General features: G+C 70.7%; 17 protein-coding genes and 1 pseudogene. 10 read left to right on the top strand and 8 right to left on the bottom strand.

The window, feature by feature from the left end; genetic code table 11:
• The first annotated feature begins 17 nt into the window (after window positions 1-17).
• Together CLV71_RS12885 and CLV71_RS12880 are read left to right on the top strand one after the other, a co-directional pair.
• The gene (locus CLV71_RS12885; protein ID WP_133902938.1) at window positions 18-203 is read left to right on the top strand and encodes a hypothetical protein; all 186 of its coding nucleotides are present in this window, start codon (window positions 18-20) and stop codon (window positions 201-203) included.
• A gap of 18 nt (window positions 204-221) precedes the next feature.
• On the top strand, window positions 222-551 hold the full coding sequence (locus CLV71_RS12880) for a hypothetical protein (RefSeq protein WP_133902937.1): 330 nt from the start codon (window positions 222-224) through the stop codon (window positions 549-551).
• Between the two features lie 57 nt (window positions 552-608).
• Here the strand turns inward: CLV71_RS12880 and CLV71_RS12875 are convergent, their stop codons facing one another.
• A complete protein-coding gene (locus CLV71_RS12875; RefSeq protein WP_166664067.1) occupies window positions 609-1,928 on the bottom strand; it encodes a GGDEF domain-containing protein in 1,320 nt (439 codons plus the stop codon).
• A gap of 633 nt (window positions 1,929-2,561) precedes the next feature.
• On the opposite strand from CLV71_RS12875, the gene CLV71_RS12870 reads away from it, so the two are divergent.
• Complete coding sequence (locus CLV71_RS12870) at window positions 2,562-3,455, top strand: zinc-binding dehydrogenase (protein WP_133902935.1); 894 nt, start codon at window positions 2,562-2,564, stop codon at window positions 3,453-3,455.
• Window positions 3,456-3,498: 43 nt separating this feature from the next.
• Here the strand turns inward: CLV71_RS12870 and metH are convergent, their stop codons facing one another.
• Window positions 3,499-7,107 (bottom strand): methionine synthase, encoded by a 3,609-nt coding sequence (metH, locus tag CLV71_RS12865; RefSeq protein WP_133902934.1) that lies wholly within the window; start codon window positions 7,105-7,107, stop codon window positions 3,499-3,501.
• Between the two features lie 199 nt (window positions 7,108-7,306).
• Window positions 7,307-8,362: a hypothetical protein gene (locus tag CLV71_RS12860; RefSeq protein WP_133902933.1), complete on the bottom strand. Its 1,056-nt coding sequence runs from the start codon at window positions 8,360-8,362 to the stop codon at window positions 7,307-7,309.
• 106 nt (window positions 8,363-8,468) lie between these two features.
• On the opposite strand from CLV71_RS12860, the gene CLV71_RS12855 reads away from it, so the two are divergent.
• The gene (locus CLV71_RS12855) at window positions 8,469-8,705 is read left to right on the top strand and encodes a hypothetical protein (RefSeq protein WP_133902932.1); all 237 of its coding nucleotides are present in this window, start codon (window positions 8,469-8,471) and stop codon (window positions 8,703-8,705) included.
• Window positions 8,706-8,797: 92 nt separating this feature from the next.
• Window positions 8,798-9,832: a cytochrome P450 gene (locus tag CLV71_RS12850; protein WP_166664066.1), complete on the top strand. Its 1,035-nt coding sequence runs from the start codon at window positions 8,798-8,800 to the stop codon at window positions 9,830-9,832.
• A gap of 95 nt (window positions 9,833-9,927) precedes the next feature.
• Here the strand turns inward: CLV71_RS12850 and CLV71_RS49240 are convergent.
• A pseudogene (locus tag CLV71_RS49240) lies at window positions 9,928-10,065 on the bottom strand (histidine kinase); the annotation flags it as partial.
• A gap of 256 nt (window positions 10,066-10,321) precedes the next feature.
• Here CLV71_RS49240 and CLV71_RS12840 point away from each other — a divergent pair.
• From CLV71_RS12840 to CLV71_RS12820, 5 genes are all read left to right on the top strand, one after another.
• Entirely contained in the window at window positions 10,322-13,240 is a 2,919-nt protein-coding gene (locus CLV71_RS12840; RefSeq protein WP_133902930.1) for an ATP-binding protein, read from the top strand.
• A gap of 26 nt (window positions 13,241-13,266) precedes the next feature.
• Window positions 13,267-14,406 carry an FAD-dependent monooxygenase gene (locus CLV71_RS12835; RefSeq protein ID WP_133902929.1) on the top strand — a complete coding sequence of 380 codons (1,140 nt, stop codon included), beginning with the start codon at window positions 13,267-13,269 and terminating at the stop codon, window positions 14,404-14,406.
• 148 nt (window positions 14,407-14,554) lie between these two features.
• Window positions 14,555-14,989, top strand: a complete 435-nt coding sequence (locus tag CLV71_RS12830; RefSeq protein ID WP_133902928.1) for a hypothetical protein — start codon at window positions 14,555-14,557, stop codon at window positions 14,987-14,989.
• 290 nt (window positions 14,990-15,279) lie between these two features.
• Window positions 15,280-16,083 carry a helix-turn-helix domain-containing protein gene (locus CLV71_RS12825; protein WP_133902927.1) on the top strand — a complete coding sequence of 268 codons (804 nt, stop codon included), beginning with the start codon at window positions 15,280-15,282 and terminating at the stop codon, window positions 16,081-16,083.
• Window positions 16,074-16,409 (top strand): PCC domain-containing protein, encoded by a 336-nt coding sequence (locus CLV71_RS12820; protein ID WP_133902926.1) that lies wholly within the window; start codon window positions 16,074-16,076, stop codon window positions 16,407-16,409. Before CLV71_RS12825 ends, CLV71_RS12820 begins: the two co-directional genes overlap by 10 nt.
• Window positions 16,410-17,204: 795 nt before the next feature.
• Here CLV71_RS12820 and CLV71_RS12815 read toward each other — a convergent pair.
• From CLV71_RS12815 to CLV71_RS12800, 4 genes are all read right to left on the bottom strand, one after another.
• On the bottom strand, window positions 17,205-17,948 hold the full coding sequence (locus CLV71_RS12815; RefSeq protein WP_133902925.1) for an SCO6745 family protein: 744 nt from the start codon (window positions 17,946-17,948) through the stop codon (window positions 17,205-17,207).
• A gap of 10 nt (window positions 17,949-17,958) precedes the next feature.
• Window positions 17,959-18,492: a hypothetical protein gene (locus CLV71_RS12810; RefSeq protein WP_133902924.1), complete on the bottom strand. Its 534-nt coding sequence runs from the start codon at window positions 18,490-18,492 to the stop codon at window positions 17,959-17,961.
• A 299-nt stretch (window positions 18,493-18,791) separates the two neighbouring features.
• Window positions 18,792-19,178, bottom strand: coding sequence for a VOC family protein (locus CLV71_RS12805; protein ID WP_133902923.1), 387 nt, complete (start codon window positions 19,176-19,178; stop codon window positions 18,792-18,794).
• 10 nt (window positions 19,179-19,188) lie between these two features.
• On the bottom strand, window positions 19,189-19,650 hold the full coding sequence (locus tag CLV71_RS12800; RefSeq protein WP_133902922.1) for a nuclear transport factor 2 family protein: 462 nt from the start codon (window positions 19,648-19,650) through the stop codon (window positions 19,189-19,191).
• Window positions 19,651-19,726 lie beyond the last annotated feature (76 nt).

Genomic DNA, 19,726 nt, shown 5'->3' with positions numbered 1-19,726 from the left:
ATTCTTCTGGGGAACCAATGAGAAAACTCGCTGTCATCGCGGTCGCCGTGCCCGGTCAGGTCGCGGTCAACGCCGTGAACGCGGGCATCGGGTACGAGAACCACCCGGACATCCAGGCCAGGACGATCAACTTCGCCAACAACGCGGGCCACGTCGACGTGGTGTTCGACGTCGCGGGTTACTTCGTCGAGCCGCAGCCCTGACGCGGCAAGGAGGCACGGATGGACGCCGATCCACACATCCACGTCGACCGCAGGGTCGTCGAGGCCCGGGCCGACTTCCGAGGCGCGCTCTCGTCGGTGCTGGGGGCGGTCCCGGACGCGCCGGGGATCGTCACCACCGGCTGTGGGATCCAGGCGGGCAGGGCGATGACCTCCACGCGCCCGGAGAGCGTCACGTGCCTGCCCTGCCGGGACCACGCGCACCGGCAGTACCTCGAGCTGGCCGACCAGATCGAGAAGTTGCGCGGGGCGGGGATGGCCGTCAGCGGGGAGGACCTGGACCTGGCCGTGCTGCGGCTGCGTGAGATGGCGGAGCGGTTCGGCGGGTGACGACCTGGGTGGGTCCGCACCACCCAGGTCGGGAAGACCACGGCCATGGTGCCCGCGTCACCTGTCGCCGGCGTAGTCCGTCACCGGTGACGTCCGCTGTGGCGGAAGGGTCGAGCACACCTGGTCGCGGCCTGCGGCCTTCGCCGCGTACATCAACCGGTCGGCACGTTCCACCAGGTCCAGCAGGTTCTCGTCCTGGGCGCTCCGCAGCGCTACGCCGATCGAGGCCGTCATCCGGACGGTGCACGTGCTCGTGTCCTCGGCGGCCGAGTCCCTGCGGATGTACACCACCTCGGTGGCACGCACCCGCAGCCGAACACGCTCCGCGATCCTGGTGAGCGAGTCCATCGTCACCTCCGGCACCAGCACGACGAACTCCTCGCCGCCCCAGCGGGCCGGGACGTCCCTGCCCTTGCGGACCTCCTGCCTGATCGCCTCCGCCACCGCCACGAGCGCCTGGTCGCCGACGTTGTGGCCGTGCGTGTCGTTGATCCGCTTGAAGTAGTCCAGGTCCAGCAGCAGACAGCCGACGGTCTCCGAGCGGGCCAGGATCCGCCTCGCCTGCTCGATGAACGACGCCCGCGAGTACACGCGGGTCAGCGGGTCGAACGGCCGCTCCCGTTTCCAGTGGTGGTAGTAGGACGTCTGCTGCAGCACGCCGACCACCAGGTACACGCACCCCAGCAGCACCACGTAGCCGTTCTCCAGCAGCACGGCGACGACGACGGCCAGCGCGCCGGCTGCCGCCTCGTTGACCTGTTCACCCATCCGAGTGACCACGTGGGCGAACGACCCGCGCACCAACGCCGACACGGTGACCACCAGCAGGTAGTCGACGGCCCAGCGGACCACGACGGCGGCGAACACCACCAGCCATGCCTCGAACTGTCCGGGCCCGGGAATCCCCGGATAGGTGTCGGTGCCCATCGCGAGGACGAGCCCGGCGGCCTGTGACGCGAGCACCACCGTCGAGCACGTGTACACCCAGCGGTGCGCTCTCCTGTCGTCCTGCCGGTGCACCCGCAGGTAGCCGTACGCGTGCGTCATGACGACCACGAGCGCGGCGAGCGGCGGCGGGACCAGCAGCACCGCGGCCACGTTCCACACCGTCTTGAGGTCGGTGTACGGAACGGCGCGCTCGCCCGGACACGGCGGCCCGAGCCTGCGCGACCACTCGAGATGCACCGCGGCGAGTCCCACCAGCGCGGCAGCGATGATCCAGTGGTGCCGGTGTGCCGGGAACAGCCACGCGGTTCCCAGCACACTTCCGGCAGCGGCGATGTGCACGGCCAGAACCACCAGCAGCACGCGGCGCGGAAGCCGCCACAGACACCAGCGCGCTACCAGTCCCGGCCGACCACGTCCGAGTTCCCCCATGGTCGTTCCCCCTAGCTGTCCCCCACTTACGAGGATAGCCAGGAGAAGAAGGCCGGCTCCCGGTTCTTCACCCTTATGGCGGACCGAGGGGACACCGTCACGAGGCCGCCCGGCGTGGGTCGGGGGCGGTGAAGGCGGCCAGCCCCGGACGAGCACGAGCAGCACGGCGTTCGACGCACGGTGGCGGCGCCACGAGGTCAGACCAATGCGGAACCTGACGAAACGTTTCTGGCACCACGAGCTCGGCGTCCTCGACTTCGGCTCCCCTACCTGTGGCTTGGCCGCCATTCCCAGCTGCGGATGACCGCCTACACTCCGGCGGACGAGGAAACGGAACGCAGGATGCGAGCCGTATTCCTGTGACGGAACGTGACGGAACCCACTATCGGCCGTGGAACGTGGCGGAGTGACAGGCCGTTGTACGGGTTGGTCGCAGCGGATATCAGGGCCGGACCGGGACTTCCCGGCAGGTGTCACCCCCCAGGGCACAGCTGATGTGGACTGGTTCGCCCTGCGCGCGACCGGAAACGCCGGCCGGACGTTCCCCCCAGACTCCGGCCGGCGCTCTCAAAAAGCTCGCCGCGGTTGCCGGTCCCCCCGCCGGGACCGCGGCGAGCGTGTTGACTGGGGATCATGACTCGCGCTCTGGTCGTCGACCCCACCCAGCCGGACGGGGTGCGGCTGACGGAAGCTCCCGCCGTCGACGGTGGCGTCGTGGTCGACGCGCACTTCGCGGCGCTCAACCTGGGAGACCTCAACGACGCCCGCTCGGGGCGGGTGCCCCCGGGGGCCGCGCTGGGGTCGGACGTGGCCGGGCTCGTGGTCAGCACCAGCGAAGGCGGCCCGCCGGTCGGCTCCCGTGTCGTCGCCCTGACGGCGGGGGCGTTCGCCTCCCGCGTGGTGGTCGCACCGACGGCACTGGCGCTGGTGCCCGACGAGGTGGACCTGGCCCGCGCGGCGGCACTGCCGGTGGCGGGGCTGGCGGCGCTGCAGTCGTTGCGTGCCGCGGGTGTCGGGCCGGGCAGCCGGGTGTTGGTGACGGGTGCGTCCGGTGGGGTGGGCCGGTTCGCCGTGGCCCTGGCGTCGCTCGCGGGAGCCACCGTGACCGCGTCGGTCGGCTCGGCCGCCCGCGGCCGGGGTCTGACCGCCGACCAGGTGGTCGTGGGGCTGGCGGGTCTGACCACCCCGGTGGACGTGGTGATCGACAACGTGGGCGGCCCACAGCTCGCCGCCGCGTGGGAACTCCTGGCACCGGGCGGGACCATCCAGAGCATCGGGTGGAGCAGCGGGGAACCCGCGGTGTTCCAGCCCTACTCGACGGTCGGCCCGCCGAAGTCCCTCACGTCGTTCCTCATCGACACGCGGACGGCCGGTGCGGACCTGGCGGAGCTGGTGGCCCACCTGGCCGCGGGTCGCCTCGCGGTGGAGATCGGCTGGCAGGGCGACCTGTCGGACTATGCCGAGGCCGCGAAGGCCCTGCGCGGTAGGCAGGTGACCGGCAAGGCCGTCCTGTCGCTGCGTCCGTGAACGACAACGGGTCGGACAGGCGGCGCCTGTCCGACCCGAGGCCTCACTCCGGGTCGTAGGCCAGGTTCGGCCGCAGCCAGCGCTCGACCTCGGTCACGTCCATGCCCCGGCGTGCCGCGTAGTCGACGACCTGGTCGCGGCCGATGCGCCCGACCGTGAAGTAACGCGAGTCCGGGTGCTGGAAGATCAGCCCGCTGACCGCGGCGGCCGGGGTCATCGCGAAGCTCTCCGTCAGCGCGATGTCCAGTGCCTGGGCGTCCAACAGGGTGAACAGCAGCTCCTTCTCGCTGTGGTCCGGGCTCGCCGGGTAGCCGAGCGCGGGACGGATGCCGCGGAACCGCTCGGCGTGCAGGTCCGCCAGCACCGGCTCCGCGTCCGGCTCGAACCACTGGCGGCGCGCCTCGAGGTGGATGTACTCCGCGAACGCCTCCGCCAGGCGGTCGGCCAGCGCCTTGACCATGATCGCGCGGTAGTCGTCGTTGCGGGACTCGTACGACGCGGCCAGCTCCTCGGCGCCGTGAATGGCCACCGCGAAGCCGCCCAGGTAGTCACCCGACGGTGCCACGTAGTCCGCGAGCGAGCGGTTCGGCCGCCCGGCGGGCTTCTGCGTCTGCTGGCGCAGCATCGGGAAGCGGTCGCCGGTCCCCAGCACGATGTCGTCGCCGTCGGAGGTGGCGGGCCAGAAGCCGTACACGCCCTTCGCCGTCAGGGAACCCGCCGCGATGATCTCGTCCATCATCGTGTTCGCGTCGTCGAACAGCTCGCGGGCGACCGGCTGCTCCAGGATGGCCGGGTACTTGCCCTTGACCTCCCAGGCCAGGAACAGGAACTGCCAGTCGATCAGCTCGCGCAGCTCCGCGATGGACGGCTCCAGCACGCGTGTGCCCGTGAACGTCGGCGTCGGGGTGTCGTCGAACGACACGACCTCGCGGTTCGCCTTGGCCTGCTCGATCGTCAGCATCGGCTGGCGGCGCTTGTGCTCGTGCTGCTCACGCAGCTGGTCCTGGTCCTCGCGGTTGCGCTTGTCCAGTGCCTCCGCGCGGTCCGCGTCGAGCAGGTCCGACACGACGCCGACCACCCTGGACGCGTCCAGCACGTGCACGGTCGGGTTCGAGTAGGCGGGCGCGATCCGGACCGCGGTGTGCTGGCGTGACGTCGTGGCACCGCCGATCAGCAGCGGCAGCTTGAGCCCGCGCCGCTCCATCTCGGCCGCCACGGCCACCATCTCGTCCAGCGACGGGGTGATGAGGCCCGAAAGGCCGATCACGTCGGCACTCTCGGCCACCGCGGTGTCCAGGATGGTCGCCGCGGGCACCATCACGCCGAGGTCGATCACCTCGTAGTTGTTGCAGCCCAACACGACGCCGACGATGTTCTTGCCGATGTCGTGCACGTCGCCCTTGACCGTGGCCATCACGACCTTGCCCTGGCCGCGACCGGTGTCGATCTTGCCCTCGAGGCGGAGCTTCTCCTTCTCCGCCTCCATGTACGGCTCGAGGTAGGCGACCGACCGCTTCATCACGCGGGCGCTCTTCACGACCTGCGGCAGGAACATCTTGCCCGCACCGAAGAGGTCGCCGACGATCTTCATGCCGTCCATCAGCGGACCCTCGATGACCTGCAGCGGCCTCGGGTACTGCTGGCGGGCCTCCTCGGTGTCGTCCTCGATGAAGTCGACGATGCCGTGCACCAGTGCGTGCGACAGGCGCTCGTGCACGGTGCCCTCGCGCCACGACAGGTCGACGACCCGCTTGGTACCGCTGCCCTTCACGTTCTCGGCGAAGGCGACGAGCCGGTCGGTCGCGTCCTCGCGCCGGTCGAACAGGACGTCCTCGACCAGTTCGAGCAGGTCCTTCGGGATGTCCTCGTACACGGCGAGCTGGCCGGCGTTGACGATGCCCATGTCCAGGCCGAGCTGCACCGCGTGGAACAGGAACGCGGAGTGCATGGCCTCGCGCACGATGTCGTTGCCCCGGAAGGAGAACGACAGGTTCGAGATGCCGCCGGAGATGTGCACGCCGGGACAGCGTTCCTTGATCCGCGGCAGCGCGTCCAGGAACGCCTTCGCGTAGCCGTTGTGCTCGGCGATGCCGGTGGCGACCGCGAGCACGTTCGGGTCGAAGATGATGTCCTCGGGCGCGAAGCCCGCCTTCTGCGTCAGGATGTCGTAGGCACGGGCGCAGATCTCGACCTTGCGGTCGGTCGTGTCCGCCTGGCCCTGCTCGTCGAAGGCCATGACCACGGCACCCGCGCCGTAGTTCCGGATCTTGCGCGCGTGCTCCAGGAAGGGCTCCTCCCCCTCCTTCAGGGAGATCGAGTTGACGACCCCCTTGCCCTGCACGCACTTCAGGCCCGCTTCGAGCACCGTCCACTTGGAACTGTCGATCATGATCGGGATCCGGGCCACCTCGGGCTCGGTCGCGATCAGGTTCAGGAACGTCGTCATCGCCTGCTCGCTGTCGAGCAGGTCGGCGTCCATGTTGACGTCCAGCAGGTTCGCGCCGCCGCGCACCTGGTCGAGCGCCACGTCGACGGCGGCCTGGTGGTCGTCGCCCTCGATGAGCCTGCGGAACTTCTTCGAGCCGGTGACGTTGGTCCGCTCGCCGATCATGACGAACCCGGTGTCCGGCCCGATCTCGAACGGCTCGAGGCCGCTGAACCGGGAGCGCGGCTGCACGTCCGGCATCGGCCGAGGCGTGAGCCCCCTGGCCGCCTCGGCGATCTTCGCGATGTGCGGCGGGGTGGTGCCGCAGCAGCCGCCGACGATGTTGACCATGCCGGCGCCTGCGAAGTCGCCGAGCAGCGCGCCGGTCTCCTCGGGGGTCTGGTCGTAGCCGCCGAACGCGTTGGGCAGACCCGCGTTGGGGTGGCACGCGACGTAGGTGTCGGCGAGCCGGGCCAGGTCGGCGACGTGCGGACGCATCTCCTCGGCGCCGAGCGAGCAGTTGACGCCGACCACCAGCGGCTTGGCGTGCGCGACGGAGCGCCAGAACGCCTCGACCGTCTGGCCGGACAGCGTGCGCCCGGACAGGTCGACGATCGTCACCGAGATCCACAGCGGCACGTCCGGCGCGACCTCGCGGGCCGCGGCCACGGCCGCCTTGCAGTTGAGGGTGTCGAAGATCGTCTCGATGAGCAGCACGTCGACGCCGCCCTCGACCAGCGCCGAGATCTGCTCCGCGTAGGCGTCCTTGACCTGGTCGAACGTGACCGCGCGGTACGCCGGGTCCTCGACCTTCGGCGACAGCGAGAGCGTGACGTTCAGCGGGCCGATCGAGCCGGCGACGAACCTGCCGCCCGCCTCGTCCGCGGCCTGGCGTGCCAGGCGAGCGCCCGCGATGTTCATCTCGCGCACGTAGGACTGCAGGCCGTAGTCCGCCTGTCCGATGGAGGTCGCGGTGAACGTGTTGGTGGTCGTGATGTCCGCGCCCGCCGCGAGGTACTGGCGGTGCACGTCCAGGATCACGTCGGGGCGGGTGAGGTTGAGCAGGTCGGGGTCGCCCGTGACGTCGTGCGTGTGGTCGTCGCCGATCCGGTCGCCCCGGTAGTCCTGGGGTGTCAGGGAAGCGTTCTGGAGCATCGTGCCCCAGGCTCCGTCGAGCACGGCGATACGCGAGTCGAGCAGTTCGCGAAGGGCGTTGACCTTGCTCATGCGGCCTCCCGTGTTGAGTGGGAGGCGCCCTTCGAGACAAGGTTCGACCGGGCCGAGCGTGGCGGACCCCAGTCCGTTGCAGCGCCTCTCGACCCAAGCGTGACTTTACCGAGCCGGCTTCGCCACCGCGACCGTGGTCACTTCGTGGGAAGGTCGACCGATCCTGTACCGGCGCCCGGGCCGACGCGCCGTCGAGCGGTCAGCCCGGGTCGGCGCGCCACAGAGTTTGTTTGTCGTCGTCGGGTCCCGCCAGCACGTAGGTGGTGTCGCCGACCCGTGTGACCGCCGTGACCACCCCCGTGGGGCCGGCCGCGGCACGATCGTCGCCACCGAGGGTAGCAACGTGGACATTCCCCCGATCGGAGTACACCAGGGTGTCACCGACCGGTGGGACAGGCCGGTCACGATCGCCGACGGTCACCACGGGTACGTCGGAACGTCGTCGCCAGCTGTTACCGTCCTGCCGCCACAGTGCCAGTTTGCCGTCCACCCTGCCCGCGATCGAGCAGGTGTCCGCGCAGCTCACGGTGATGGCGGTGCCGTTGCGGCCGCCGTCCGGCAGCGGTGCGAGAGTCGCGACGCCGTCACGCAGGGTCCACACGACCGGCCGCTGCCTGCCCTTGTCGACCACCCAGCCGGCGATCACCACGTCCGCGCCGTGCGCGGCCGCCGACTCCGGGAACTTCAGCGACGCACTAGTGCTTTCCAGGGGTGTGCCAGCCACGTCCTGACGGTTCCAGTAGGTGCCGTCCGTCGCCCACAGCATCACGTCGGCCCCCGCGCTGTGGCTCTGCCAGGTGCCGACGAGCAGCGGGCCGCCCTTCGTGGGCAGCACGCCGTCGATGAGCGCGCCGCCGCCGAGGCCGCCGAAGGTCGAGAACGGTTGGGGCTGCTCGGCGAGGCCGCCGTCGGGGGTGGTGCGCCAGACGCTCCAGCGGACGTTGCCGTGCGCACCGCCCGTCTTCCCGCCGATCGCGAGCAGCTGGTCGGCGTCGGCGGAGAGCGAGTACCAGAGCGCCTCGGCGCCGTAGCCCGTCGTCGGAGTGAGCGCGACCTCGGTCACCTTTCCGGCCCGGTAACGCACCATGGCGGGCTTGCCCGCCACCCGGGTGGCGACGACGAGCTGGTCGCCCTGGGCCGCGAGACGGGCCGGGACACCGGGCACGGTCACCTTCGTGAACTGGGCCTTGGCCGGTTCCTCGGTGGAGCAGCCTGCGACGAGCAGGAGCACGGCGATGATCGAGAGCAGACGCACACCGGTAAGTGTGCCTCAACCGGTTAGCTGTTGGTCAGTGCATAAGCCGCCGAGTTTGGGGAACTCCGATTTCGGTGTCCCCCCGGCCAAAATGAGGTGAGCGACGGTGTCGAAGGCGAAGTCGAGTCCGATGCGCGGCTCGAAGGTGACATTCCTCCTGCGCGACGAGCACGGCGAGCGGTTCCGCATCGGCGAGGTCGTCGGTCCGCTCGAACGGGACCCGATCACCGGCGAGAAGTGGGTCGGTATCCGGATGGCAGACGGCAGACGGCGACAGACAGTGAGCCTGATCCCGCTCGCGACCGTCCTGAATGTCACTCCACCCGAGCACGACGTGGCCTGACACGGCCCGGATGTCTCGATATCGCATCTCGTCGGCGGCGAATGGGGCCGTGACCCGCTGAGCTGATGTTGTCACTCTTAGTGTCAACACCGATGAGCACCCTGACCGAGCTGGACGCCGACCCCCACGCCGCCTACGCGCGCCTGCGTGCGGGCGCGCCGGTCAGCTTCCTGCCCGAAACCGGGCAGTGGCTGGTCACCGGGTGGCGCGACGCCATGACGGTCCTGTCCGACCCGGCGCGCTTCGCCAACGACCACGCCGACCTGCGCGAGGTGTTCCGCCAGGCCTACGAACCCGGCCTGATGCCGGACGAGGTCGACACCGTCACACGCCCGATCGCCCGCAAGGCAGCCGACGACATGTTCGCGACGGGCTGGGCGGAGCTGACGAGCGAGTACTTCGAGCCGGTCGCCGCGGTCGCGGGTGCCACGATGCTCGGTCTCGGCCTCAGCTGCGCGGAGACGCTGCTGCGCTGGGGCACGACGCTCGCGGACGACCCGGACGCCGACACGTCCGCCGAGGCGGAGGCGATCGTCGAGCGGCTGCGGTGCCGGCCCGCAGGCTCACTGGTCGCGCGGCTCGTGCACGCCGACACCGATCCCGTGCCGCTGCTGAAGACCCTCGCCGTCAGCGTCCTGGAGCCGGGATGGCTCGCGGCGTGGACGCTGACCGCGCTGTGGACCGACCCCGAGCAGCTGGCGGCCGTGCGGGCGAACCGGCCGCTGCTCGGCGCGGCCGTGTACGAGGCGCTGCGGTGGGGCGGGCTGATCGGTGTGCTCGACCGCCGCACGACCTGCCCGGTATCGCTGGGCGGCGCGGACCTCCCGGCCGGTGCGTCACTGGCCGTCGCGGTCGCGTCGGCCAACCGGGACGAGTCCGTGTTCGCGGGAGCCGACCGGTTCGACGTGAGCCGCAAGGTGCGGCCACACCTCGGCTTCGGTGTCGGGCCACACCACTGCCCCGCGTACTCGATGGTCATCGCGCTCGCCCGCACCGCACTCGACGAGCTGTTCGCACGCATGCCCGACCTGCGGCCCTCCCCCGGTTGGCGGCCCGCGCCGCACGGCTGGCGGCTGCGGCTGCCCGGTCCACTCGACGTGCTCTGGACCCGCCAGCGTGTTTCCTGACCATCGGCGGGGTCGGCACGCTCGACGGCGGTGCCGTGGCCCCGGTCGCCGTCGCCCGCGAGCAGCAGCCGGGTGCCTTCCAGGTGGACCACCTGCGCCGACAGCGAGTGCGCCAGGATGTCGTGGATCTCGCGGGCGAGGCGCTGGCGTTCCGCGAGCACGCGTGCCGCGGCCAGCTCCGCCGACTGGCGTCTGGAGATGGCGAGCTGGTTGACGACCGCGGCGAACACCATCGCCCAGCCGAGGCCCGCCGCGATACCGCCGGTCACGCTGCCCGGCAGGCCGACGAGGATCGAGACGCCGATGAACCCGCAGGTCCCGACGACCGCGAGCGTCTGCCGGGTTGGGCGGGCGGCCTGCTGTTCGTGGCGTACGCGGTGGCGGCGGCGGGTCTGGCCCTGATGACGACAACCCGCCGCGACGTAACCTGACCGTGCAACCAGGCAACACCGGCCCACCTCACCCGCGAGCGGAGCTAGCCGACACACCATGCGGATCGGGATTCTCGGGTCACTCGAGGTGCGCGCCGCCGACGGTACGAGCGTCGCCGTCGGCGGCCCGCGGCCGAGGGCGCTGCTGGTGCTGCTCGCGTTGAACGCGAACCGGGTGGTCGGGGTCGACGCGATCGTCGCCGCGCAGTACGGGGAGGAGCCGCCCGCCGACGCGGCCGGGGCAGTGCAGGCACACGTCTCGCGGCTGCGGAAGGTCGTGCCGGACGTCTCGTTCGACGGCACGGGCTACCGGCTCGCGGTCGAGCCCGACGACGTCGACGCCCTGCGGTTCGAGGCCCTCGCCCAGGAGGGGCGGCGGCTGCTCGCGGCGGGCGCGCACGACAAGGCCGCGGCCGTGCTGCGGGAGGCGGTCGGACTGTGGCGCGGGCAGGCGCTGGTCGACCTGCCGCACGGCTCCGCCCAGGCCGCGCGACTGGAGGAACTCCGGCTCGGCGCACTGGAGGACCTGGTCGACGCCGAGCTGGCGCTCCCGTCGGGGACCTCGGTCGCGGAGCTGCGGGCACTCGTCGCGGCGAACCCGTTGCGCGAGCGGCTGCGTGGTCAGCTGATGCGGGCACTGCACGCGACCGGGCGGCAGGCCGAGGCGCTCGCCGAGTACGAGGACACCCGCCGCCTGCTCGCCGACGAGCTGGGCGCCGACCCCTCCGCGGAGCTGTCGGCCACGCACCTCGCGATCCTGCGGTCCGACCCGGCGCCGAGGCGGACCGTGCCACCCGCCCAGCTCACCAGCTTCGTGGGCCGCGCCGACGAGCTGGCGCGGATGCGGGAGCTGCGCTCGGCGCGGCTGGTGACGATCCTCGGCCCGGGTGGGACGGGCAAGACACGCCTCGCGGTCGAGGCGGTGCGTGGCCGCGACGCCTGCTTCGCCGACCTGTCGCCGGTGGCGTCCCCGGAGCTGGTGCCGCACGCCCTGCTGGGGGCACTGGGGTTGCGCGAGTCCGGTTTCGTCCCGTCCTCGGGCGACCCGGTGGCACGGCTCGTGGCCGCGCTCGACCAGCCGCTGCTGCTGGTGCTGGACAACTGCGAGCAGGTCGTGGCCGAGGTCGCCTCGGTGACGAGGACCCTGCTGGCGTCGTGCCCTCGGCTCTCGGTCATCGCGACGAGCAGGGAACCGCTCGGGCTCACCGGCGAGACACTGCTTCCGCTGTCCCCACTGGCCGAGGACGGTGTTCGCCTGTTCGCCGAGCGAGCCGCCGCGGTGCGGCCGGGGTTCGCGGTGACCGACGAGAACCGCGCCGCGGTGGCCGAGGTGTGCGCGGCCGTCGACGGGCTGCCGCTCGCCATCGAGCTGGCCGCGGCGCGGCTGCGCCAGTTCACGGTCGAGGAGCTGGCCGCCCGGCTCGTCTCGGACGGGCCGTTCCGGCTGCTGTCACGCGGCGACCGGACCGCGGCGGCACGGCACCGGGCCCTGCGGAACGTGGTGGCGTGGAGCTGGGACCTGCTCACGCAGGTCGAACGCGACGTCGCGGCACGGTTCTCCGCATTCACCGGCGGCGCGACGCTGTCCGCGGTCGAGGCCGTGTGCGCGACGACCGACGACGTGCTGGCCGACCTCGTGGATCGGTCTCTCGTCGAGACCGACGGCCGCCGCTACCACATGCTCGACACGATCCGGCTGTTCTGCGCCGGCTACGCCGACCAGGACGTCCACGCCACGCACGCCCGCTACTACCTGGCGCTGGCCGAACGCGCCGATCCACACCTGCGGCGCGCCGAACAGCTCGACTGGCTCGCGACGCTGTCGGCCGACCACGACAACCTGATGGCCGCGCTGCGCTGGTCGGTGGAGTGCGACCCGGCGCTGGGGTTCCGGCTGGTGGCCGCGCTGACCGCGTACTGGTGGCTGTCCGGGCGGCGCAGCCAGGCGACCGAGCCGGCCGCGGCGCTGCTGGACGTGCCGGGCGCGGCGGAACACGGCGAGCGGTACGTGGCCTGCGTCGTGCACGCGATGCCCCGCGGTCGGCGGCACTGGGACCGGGCCGTGGAGATCATGCGGGCCATCGACGGCCCGGTGCGCTACCCGTTCGCGGCGGCGGTGTGGGGCATGACGATCGGTCCGTGGGGCCCGGCCGAGGACGCCGGACCGATGCTGGGCGGCGACCCGTGGGCGATGGCACTGCACCGGCTGGGCATCGGGCTCACGGCGGTCCTGGACGGCGACCCGGCCCGCGGCGAGGCCGAGCTGCGGGACGTGCTGGCGATGTTCCGCGAGCTGGGTGAACGCTGGGGCATGGCACAGGCACTCGACTGGCTCGGCGAGGTGGCCGGCTGGCGCGGCGAGTGGGAGCGCGCGCTCGGCCTGTTCACGGAGTCCCTGGTCCTGTACGAGCGGTTCGGCGCGCTGGAGGAGTGCGTCGACGTGCTGGTCCGCCGCGCGGACTGTCACCTGCGGCAGGGCGACCGGGCGGCGGCGGAGGCCGACTACCGGCACGCGGACGGGCTGGCGCGACGTGCCGGGCGAACCTCGCCGGAGGTCCTGCTGGGCCTCGCGTCGCTGACCGACTCCCCCGACCTCCTCCACCAGGCCCTGGCCGCGATCCCGGCGGACTTCGGCAGCTCCGCGACGAGGTCCCGGATCCTGACGGCACTCGGCAGGCACCGGGAGGCGGTCGAGACGGCACGCGAGGGCCCGTTCGCGTCCTTCCTCGCGTCGGCGGTGGAGGGCCTGGCCGCCACCCAGCCGCCGGATCGCGCGGCCTTCCTGCTGGGCACGGCCGTGGCACTGCGCGGCACGGCCGTCGTGGGCGATCCCCTGGTCACGACGACCGCGGCCCGCGCGACCGCCGAACTCGGCCCCACCGCGTTCGCGGCCGCCTACGCACAGGGCGCGAGACAGACCCGCGCCGAGGCCCTGACGGCCCCCGGCAGTGCTGTCAGCCGACTGTCGGTGGACTGACAGCGCAGGTCGCGAACCTTCCGGTCATGAAGAACACGACAGTCCTCATCTCCGGCGCCAGCATCGCGGGTCCCGCCCTCGCACTCTGGCTCGCCAGGTACGGCGCGACCGTCACCGTCGTCGAGCGGACCCCGTTCCTGCGGGCGGGCGGACAGGCGGTCGACTTCAAGGGCGAGACCCACCACGCCGTCCTGACCCGGATGGGCATCCTCGACGAGGTCGTCCGGCGCCAGACCGGCGGCCACGACCAGACCGTCGTCGACGCGCAGGGCAGGCCCCAGACCGTGATCCCCGGCGAGTTCACCGGCGGCGACATCGAGATCCGCCGGGGCGACCTGGCCCAGATCCTCTACGAGCGCACCAGGGACAGCTGCGAGTACGTCTTCGGTGACTCGATCACCTCGCTCACCGAGTCCGAGGGCGGCGTGCACGTCACGTTCGAACGCGGTGCTCCGAGGACGTTCGACCTGGTCGTCGGCGCGGACGGCATCCACTCGAACGTCCGGCGCCTCGCGTTCGGGCCCGAGAAGGACTACGTCCGCTACCTGGGCCACTACTACGCGCTCGCGAACCTCGACGTGCCGGGCGGCGAGGCGCTCATGTACAACGAGCCCGGCCGCATGGTCGCGCTCGGCGGCCCGAAGGCCGAGTCGTTCTTCGTCTTCGCCTCACCAGAACTGTCCTACGACCGCTACGACGTCGACCAGCAGCAGAAGCTCCTGGTCGACGCCTACCGGGGCGGCGCGTGGCGGATCCCCGAGCTGCTGCCGAAGGTGCCCGGCTCGCCCGACTTCTACATGGACACGATCAGCCGCGTCGACATGAACGGATTCACGAAGGGCCGGGTCGTGCTGCTGGGCGACTCCGCGTACGGCAACACGCTCGGCGGTTTCGGCACCGGCCTCGCGATCGTCGGCGCGTACGTCCTGGCCGGCGAGCTGTACCGGTCGGGCGGCGACCACGTGACCGCGTTCCGCCGGTACGACGAGCTGATGCAGCCCTACGCCAAGGTCGCGAAGAAGACCAACGCGGGCCCCTTCCTCGCGCCGGGCAGCCCACGCGCCATCCGCATGCGGAACTGGACGTTCAAGTACGTCACCCTGTTCAGCCTGATGATGAAGCTGACCGACCGGTTCGCGACGAAGATCGACCTCCCGGACTACTGAGTGAACCGCGTGATGACAGCGGGGTCCGCGAACACCGCGATCCGCGCCAGCCGGTCGCCCCGAACGGTCAGCACCACCACCGCGTACTCGCAGGTCACAGTCCTGTGGAACTGAGTTAGCCCACGGGTTATAAACCCGAGGCTTCGCATTGCGGCAGGCGAACGAGGCGAAGAAGTCGCGGACGATCGCCCAGCAGGCAGTGGAGGAAGCGGCGAAGACACGCAAGGCGACCGAGCAGCAAGCCGTCGAGGCTACGAAGGCACGAGAGATCGCTGAAGAAGCCCTCGCAATGGCTAAGCAGTCTGAAGCCCACCGCGTTGCGGACCGTGATGCCCGCGACGCACCCAAGTACGACATCGTGCCAAACGGACGCCTGCATGTCCGAGTGACCCTCATGGACGGACCACCAGAGGTGGTGATGCATATGACGCGATTGGACATCGTCGCGCAGGGTGACAACCGGCCAGAGGTGCCGCTCACGCTTGCTCCTCGATGCTCAGGAACGCCGCCTTACCCGGAGCGGATCGTGCCTGTTGGGTGTCGACGTCCAGATCGAGAAGTCGCCGTGCTCGGTACGTATTGAGCTATCCAGCAAGGAAGTCGAGGGCGACCGCGAATGGTCCTGGCGCCAGGAAGTAGAGTTCCCCGCTCCACCCGCGAGCGCCCGGGTCTCCACCGTCACATATGGCCGCAACCGCCTTGGCTTTTGACCACCAGCGAGGTGCCTGCACCGGCTCGTCAGGACACTGCGTCGACAGCTTGACCGAATTCTCTACTGGATGCCCGGTAACCTCACCCTGTACCTCCTGGCGTGTCCCGGCCGACGAGCCGGAAACACGCGAGGAGGAGTTCGATCCGCGAAGAGGACAACGCATGCCCGACAACGAGGGCAAGCCGGCGCTTGGGCGCCTGATACGCGAGCACCGGAACGCCCTCGGCTATTCCCAGGGCAGGCTCGCCGAACTGCTGTGCCAGATCAGCGGCACCGCCACTCTCACCCGCGAGTACGTGTCACGGTGGGAACGCGGACAGCGAAGCCCTGGCCGGTACTGGCTACCTCATGTCGCGGCGGCGTTGCAGGTACCGCTCCACGTCTTGGAAGCTGAGGAAGTGAAACGGCGACAGTTCCTCAGGCTGACCGCGCAAACCTCCGCTGCCTCCCTGCTCGACATCCCGGACACGGCCACCGAGCTGCTCGCGTCCATCGCCGGTGGCGACCCCGGACCGCTGACCGAGGTGCAGACCACGCACCGCACCGACCTCGCGGTGTCGCGGCTGGCCAGCACGGACCGCAGCAGCGTCCTGCGCTTGGCGCGGTGGATGGCCGACGGCAACACCGCGGTGCTCCGCGTCAACGCCGCTGGCATCCTCGCCAAGACCGCCGGGCAGCCGGACGCGCTCGACGACGTGGCGCTCACCCTGGCGCGAGACGAGCAGACACGAGACCGGTACCTGTGGGCACTCACCCTACGAGTCGGCAGCACGGTCCCGGCCCTGGCCGCCGAGGTGCTGAACCCGCGCGACGCGGGCGCCAGGTGGTGCGCCACGCGGCTGCTGGGCCAGGATGGCAGCCCGGCCGCGCGCCGCGCGCTGGCCACCGCGCTACGCCGAGACCCCGTCCGTGAGAATGTACGGGCCATCGGTCTGCCCCTGACTGGAGCCGACCCGTGCACGTGATCGAGATCCTCAACGGCGAGCTGGTGCAGTCGCTGACCGACCAGCTCGCCGACCTCGGTGTCCGGCGTGGGGCGATCGTGTCGCTGATCGGCGGTGTGGACTCGTTCACCGTGTCGACGATGCCAGCCGACGACGCGACCAAGGACAACGTCACCGAGTACGACCTGCCGGGTGAGATGATCGGCACCGGCGAGGTCGTCGACGGCGTGCCCCACGTCCACGTGGTCATGGGTGTCGAGGGTGACCGCGCGGTCGCGGGTCACCTGCATGCCGCTCAGGTGGGAACCTGGTTCGCTCGCGTGTACGTGGTGGCCACCGACGCCTAGCGCGTGTGGCCCCTAGTTTGGCCACTAGTTGATCTCCCGCACCCAGCCGATGCTCAATGCATGCTGCTGCCTCGGATCGGAAACCCGCCGAATCGGTGCACGCTGTCTCCCAGCCCGGCGTCCACCAGTAGCCCATGGCGGCGGTCGGTGCCGCGATGAAGCTGCTGATCATCTGGTTGTTCGAGCAGGGACCCGTCGTCGCCCCAGTGGCAGGTGTCGCGCTGTACTGCACCTGGGGACGATGGAACCGTCCCTGGTGGTTGCCCGCGCTACCCGTCCTCTCAGTGGCTCTGTTCGCGTTCGGGTTCCTCTACTTGCCGTCGTCGACGAGCTGCTACTTCACCCGAAGCATCCCCGTCTGCAGGGAGATCTCGACTGGCAGCGTGTTCAGGGCTGCCAGCGTTGAGACATCAGGCCAGGACCGATCGATTCCTGGTACCGATGGTCGAGCTACGGATGGGCTCGGCGAGGAGAGGTCGAGGTCGAGCCGCCGAGCGAAGAATCCTGCTGGCTTCCTCCCTCTGGCCGGGGGCGGGTCTTCGTGGTGAACCCGTCCCGGCCCACCGCCTGACGGGTGGTGGCCGATGACCGCCAACGATGATCGTCGGGCGACCCCACACCTCCCGCCCGACCAGGCCGAGACTGCTTCTGCTGATCATCCAGCAGTCTCGGCCCCCTCATACCCCGGTGACCGCAACGACGCGCCAGCGTTGCGGTCACCGGTCACGAGCGTCCAGACCGTGCGCTGCCCCGACTGCAAGGACAGCGGGTTGATCGATCGCAGCAAGGAACCGGTCAGAGGACGGCTTTGCCCAACCGGCCGACCAGCTCGACGTACTCGCCGCGCTCGGCCGGGGTGAGCGCCCGGTCGTACACCGTGGCGACGAGCCGGTCGGTGGTCTCCTGGGCCGTGGCCTGGCGGTCCCTGAGGTGGTCGCAGTTCGGCAGGTCGTCGCGCCAGCCGAAGAACCGCGCCTGGTTCTGGCCCTCGTTGGTGAGGATCGCCTCCAGCGGGCCCAGCCCGGCGGCCGTGGTCGCGACCAGGTGGACGGCACCCCGCCACTCACGTAGCACGTGCACCAGCTGCAGCGTCCGTGCGACGCCGCCCTCGGCGCGTGGCTGCGCCCGCCAGCCCGCGAACAGCGACAGCCCCGACTCCTCCGCGCCGTCGACGACCTTCTGGGCGAGGTCGGACAGCCGGTCCGCGTCGGCGAAGCCCGACATGTGGTCGTTCGCCCAGTCCGCGCACGCCTGCTGGTAGCGGGCGGCGCTCTCCCGAGCGCCCGCGACGGCGATCCCCCTGTCCCACATGAGCCGCACGTAACCCGGGTGCCACCAGCCGAAGGCGGCGATGACCACGCCCGCGTCGACGTCGCCGAGCACGCCTCCCCGGCCGGCGAAGTAGAAGGGCTGCAGCTTGCTGTAGCCGTACTGCTCGGCGCGGGCCCTGGTGTCGTCGTGGATCATCCAGGCCGTGCCGATGTCGTGCACGACCTTGTCGGCGGCGTGGACGGTCTGTTCCGCGGTCAGCTCTGACATGACTCGCAGCCTACTTCGGCTGTCGCGCGCTCCAGTCGTCCTGCTTGTCCTCCAACCCGTCCCACACCTCGGCTGGCGCCAGGTCGTGCACCGCGTCGACGACGCCGTCGAGCAGCGTTGCCGAGTCCTTGCTCAGACCGAGCGTGCCGGGGTCGTAGGTGCGGCCGTCCGAGGTGACCTCGACGCCGCCGGTCGGGCCGCCGACCATGCCGTCGTCGCCCGCCGCGTCCAGGTCGAACACGCCGAGGTCGCGCAACACCCCGAACAGCGTGGCCCGCTGGTCGGCGGTGATGTCGACGGTCTCGCGCCACGGGGTGGTCGACCGGTCGTAGCCGGGGGTCCACTCGATGGCGGCGGTGGTGTCGTCGAAGGTCAGCCGCCACTCGTAGTGGTACGGCGGCGCGACCGTGCCGTTGGCGTAGGTCACCGAGCCCGCGAAGTCGGCGGGCATGACCGTGTCGTCGGCGCTCGGTGTGCCCGGCCTCTCGGTGGCACACCCGGCGACGACCAGCAACAGGACGAGCAGCACGGCACGCATGGCCATGAGACCACCCGGACCACGCCTCGGTTCCCGGTCGGGTCGCGGGACCTGCGGCTGCCTGCCACGACGTCCGGGTGGCGCCGCGCCCGAGGTGTCCGAAGTGGAGTGTCAACGGTCGGCCATGTCCCGAGGAGGAACGGCAGCGGGTCTGACCGCCAGACATTTCGTAACCGGTCCCGGAGAACCCGTGCCCAGGTTTGTCCGTGTACGTCATAACCCGACACCACTCACGTCGTAACAGGTGCCAGGGCGGCGGGCCCGAGGTCGCGGTGCACGTGGGGGGCACCGCGGCCCTGGCCGTCTCACTCGAGCTCGGGAAGCCGCCTTCGGAGCAGGCAGAACTCGTTGCCCTCCGGGTCCTGGAGGGGGTGCCACGACTCCTCCCCGGTCTGTCCGATCTCGGCCGGGCGGGCGCCGAGGGCCAGCAGGCGGTCCAGTTCGGCGTCGTGGTCGCGGTCGACCGGGTTCACGTCGATGTGGAGGCGGAGCTTGCCCGTCTTCTTCTCGGCGGCCCGGCTGAACACGAGCGTCGGCGCGGCACCGCCGAAACCGGAGGCCGGTCCGATCTCGATGCCGTCGTCGGGTTCCTCGCGGCTCAGCTCCACGTACCCGAGCACCTCGCACCAGAAGCGGGACAACGCCTCCGGGTCGGCGCAGTCGACGACCAGCTCGGACAGGCGGCAGCTCATGGACGTCCTCTCAGTGGAGTGGGAACTCCACACCGTGCTCCGACTCGGGGCGGGCACCGAAGATCCGCCGCTCTGACTCGTCGATGCGCAGGTCGTTGATGCTCGCCTCGCGCCGGGCCATCAGACCATTCTCGGCGAACTCCCACAACTCGTTTCCATAGCTGCGGTACCACCGGCCTTCCGCGTCGTGGCACTCGTACTGGAACCGGACGCCGATGCGGTTCCCGTCGAACGCCCAGAGGTTCTTGCGCAGCGCGTAGTCCAGCTCGCGCTCCCACTTCCCCGCCAGGAACGCCACCACCTCGTCACGACCGGACACGAACGTGTCCCTGTTCCGCCACACGGTGTCGACGGTGTACGCCATCGCCACGCGCCGGGGGTCGCGGGTGTTCCAGGCGTCCTCGGCCGCCTGCACCTTCTTCAGCGCGGTCTCCCTGGTGAACGGGGGAAACGGCGGACGGCTTCCGGACATGGCGACCTCCTGGCAGAGAACCTGCGTTCTCCCGTAAGCTAGAGAACGTAGGTTCTCCCAGTCAAGCGGGGACGAG

It is taken from the genome of Actinophytocola oryzae (assembly GCF_004364325.1).
Taxonomy (GTDB): Bacteria; Actinomycetota; Actinomycetes; order Mycobacteriales; family Pseudonocardiaceae; genus Actinophytocola; species Actinophytocola oryzae.
The sequence above is the reverse complement of the archived record's forward strand: the minus strand, read 5'-3'. Positions and strand labels throughout refer to the sequence as shown.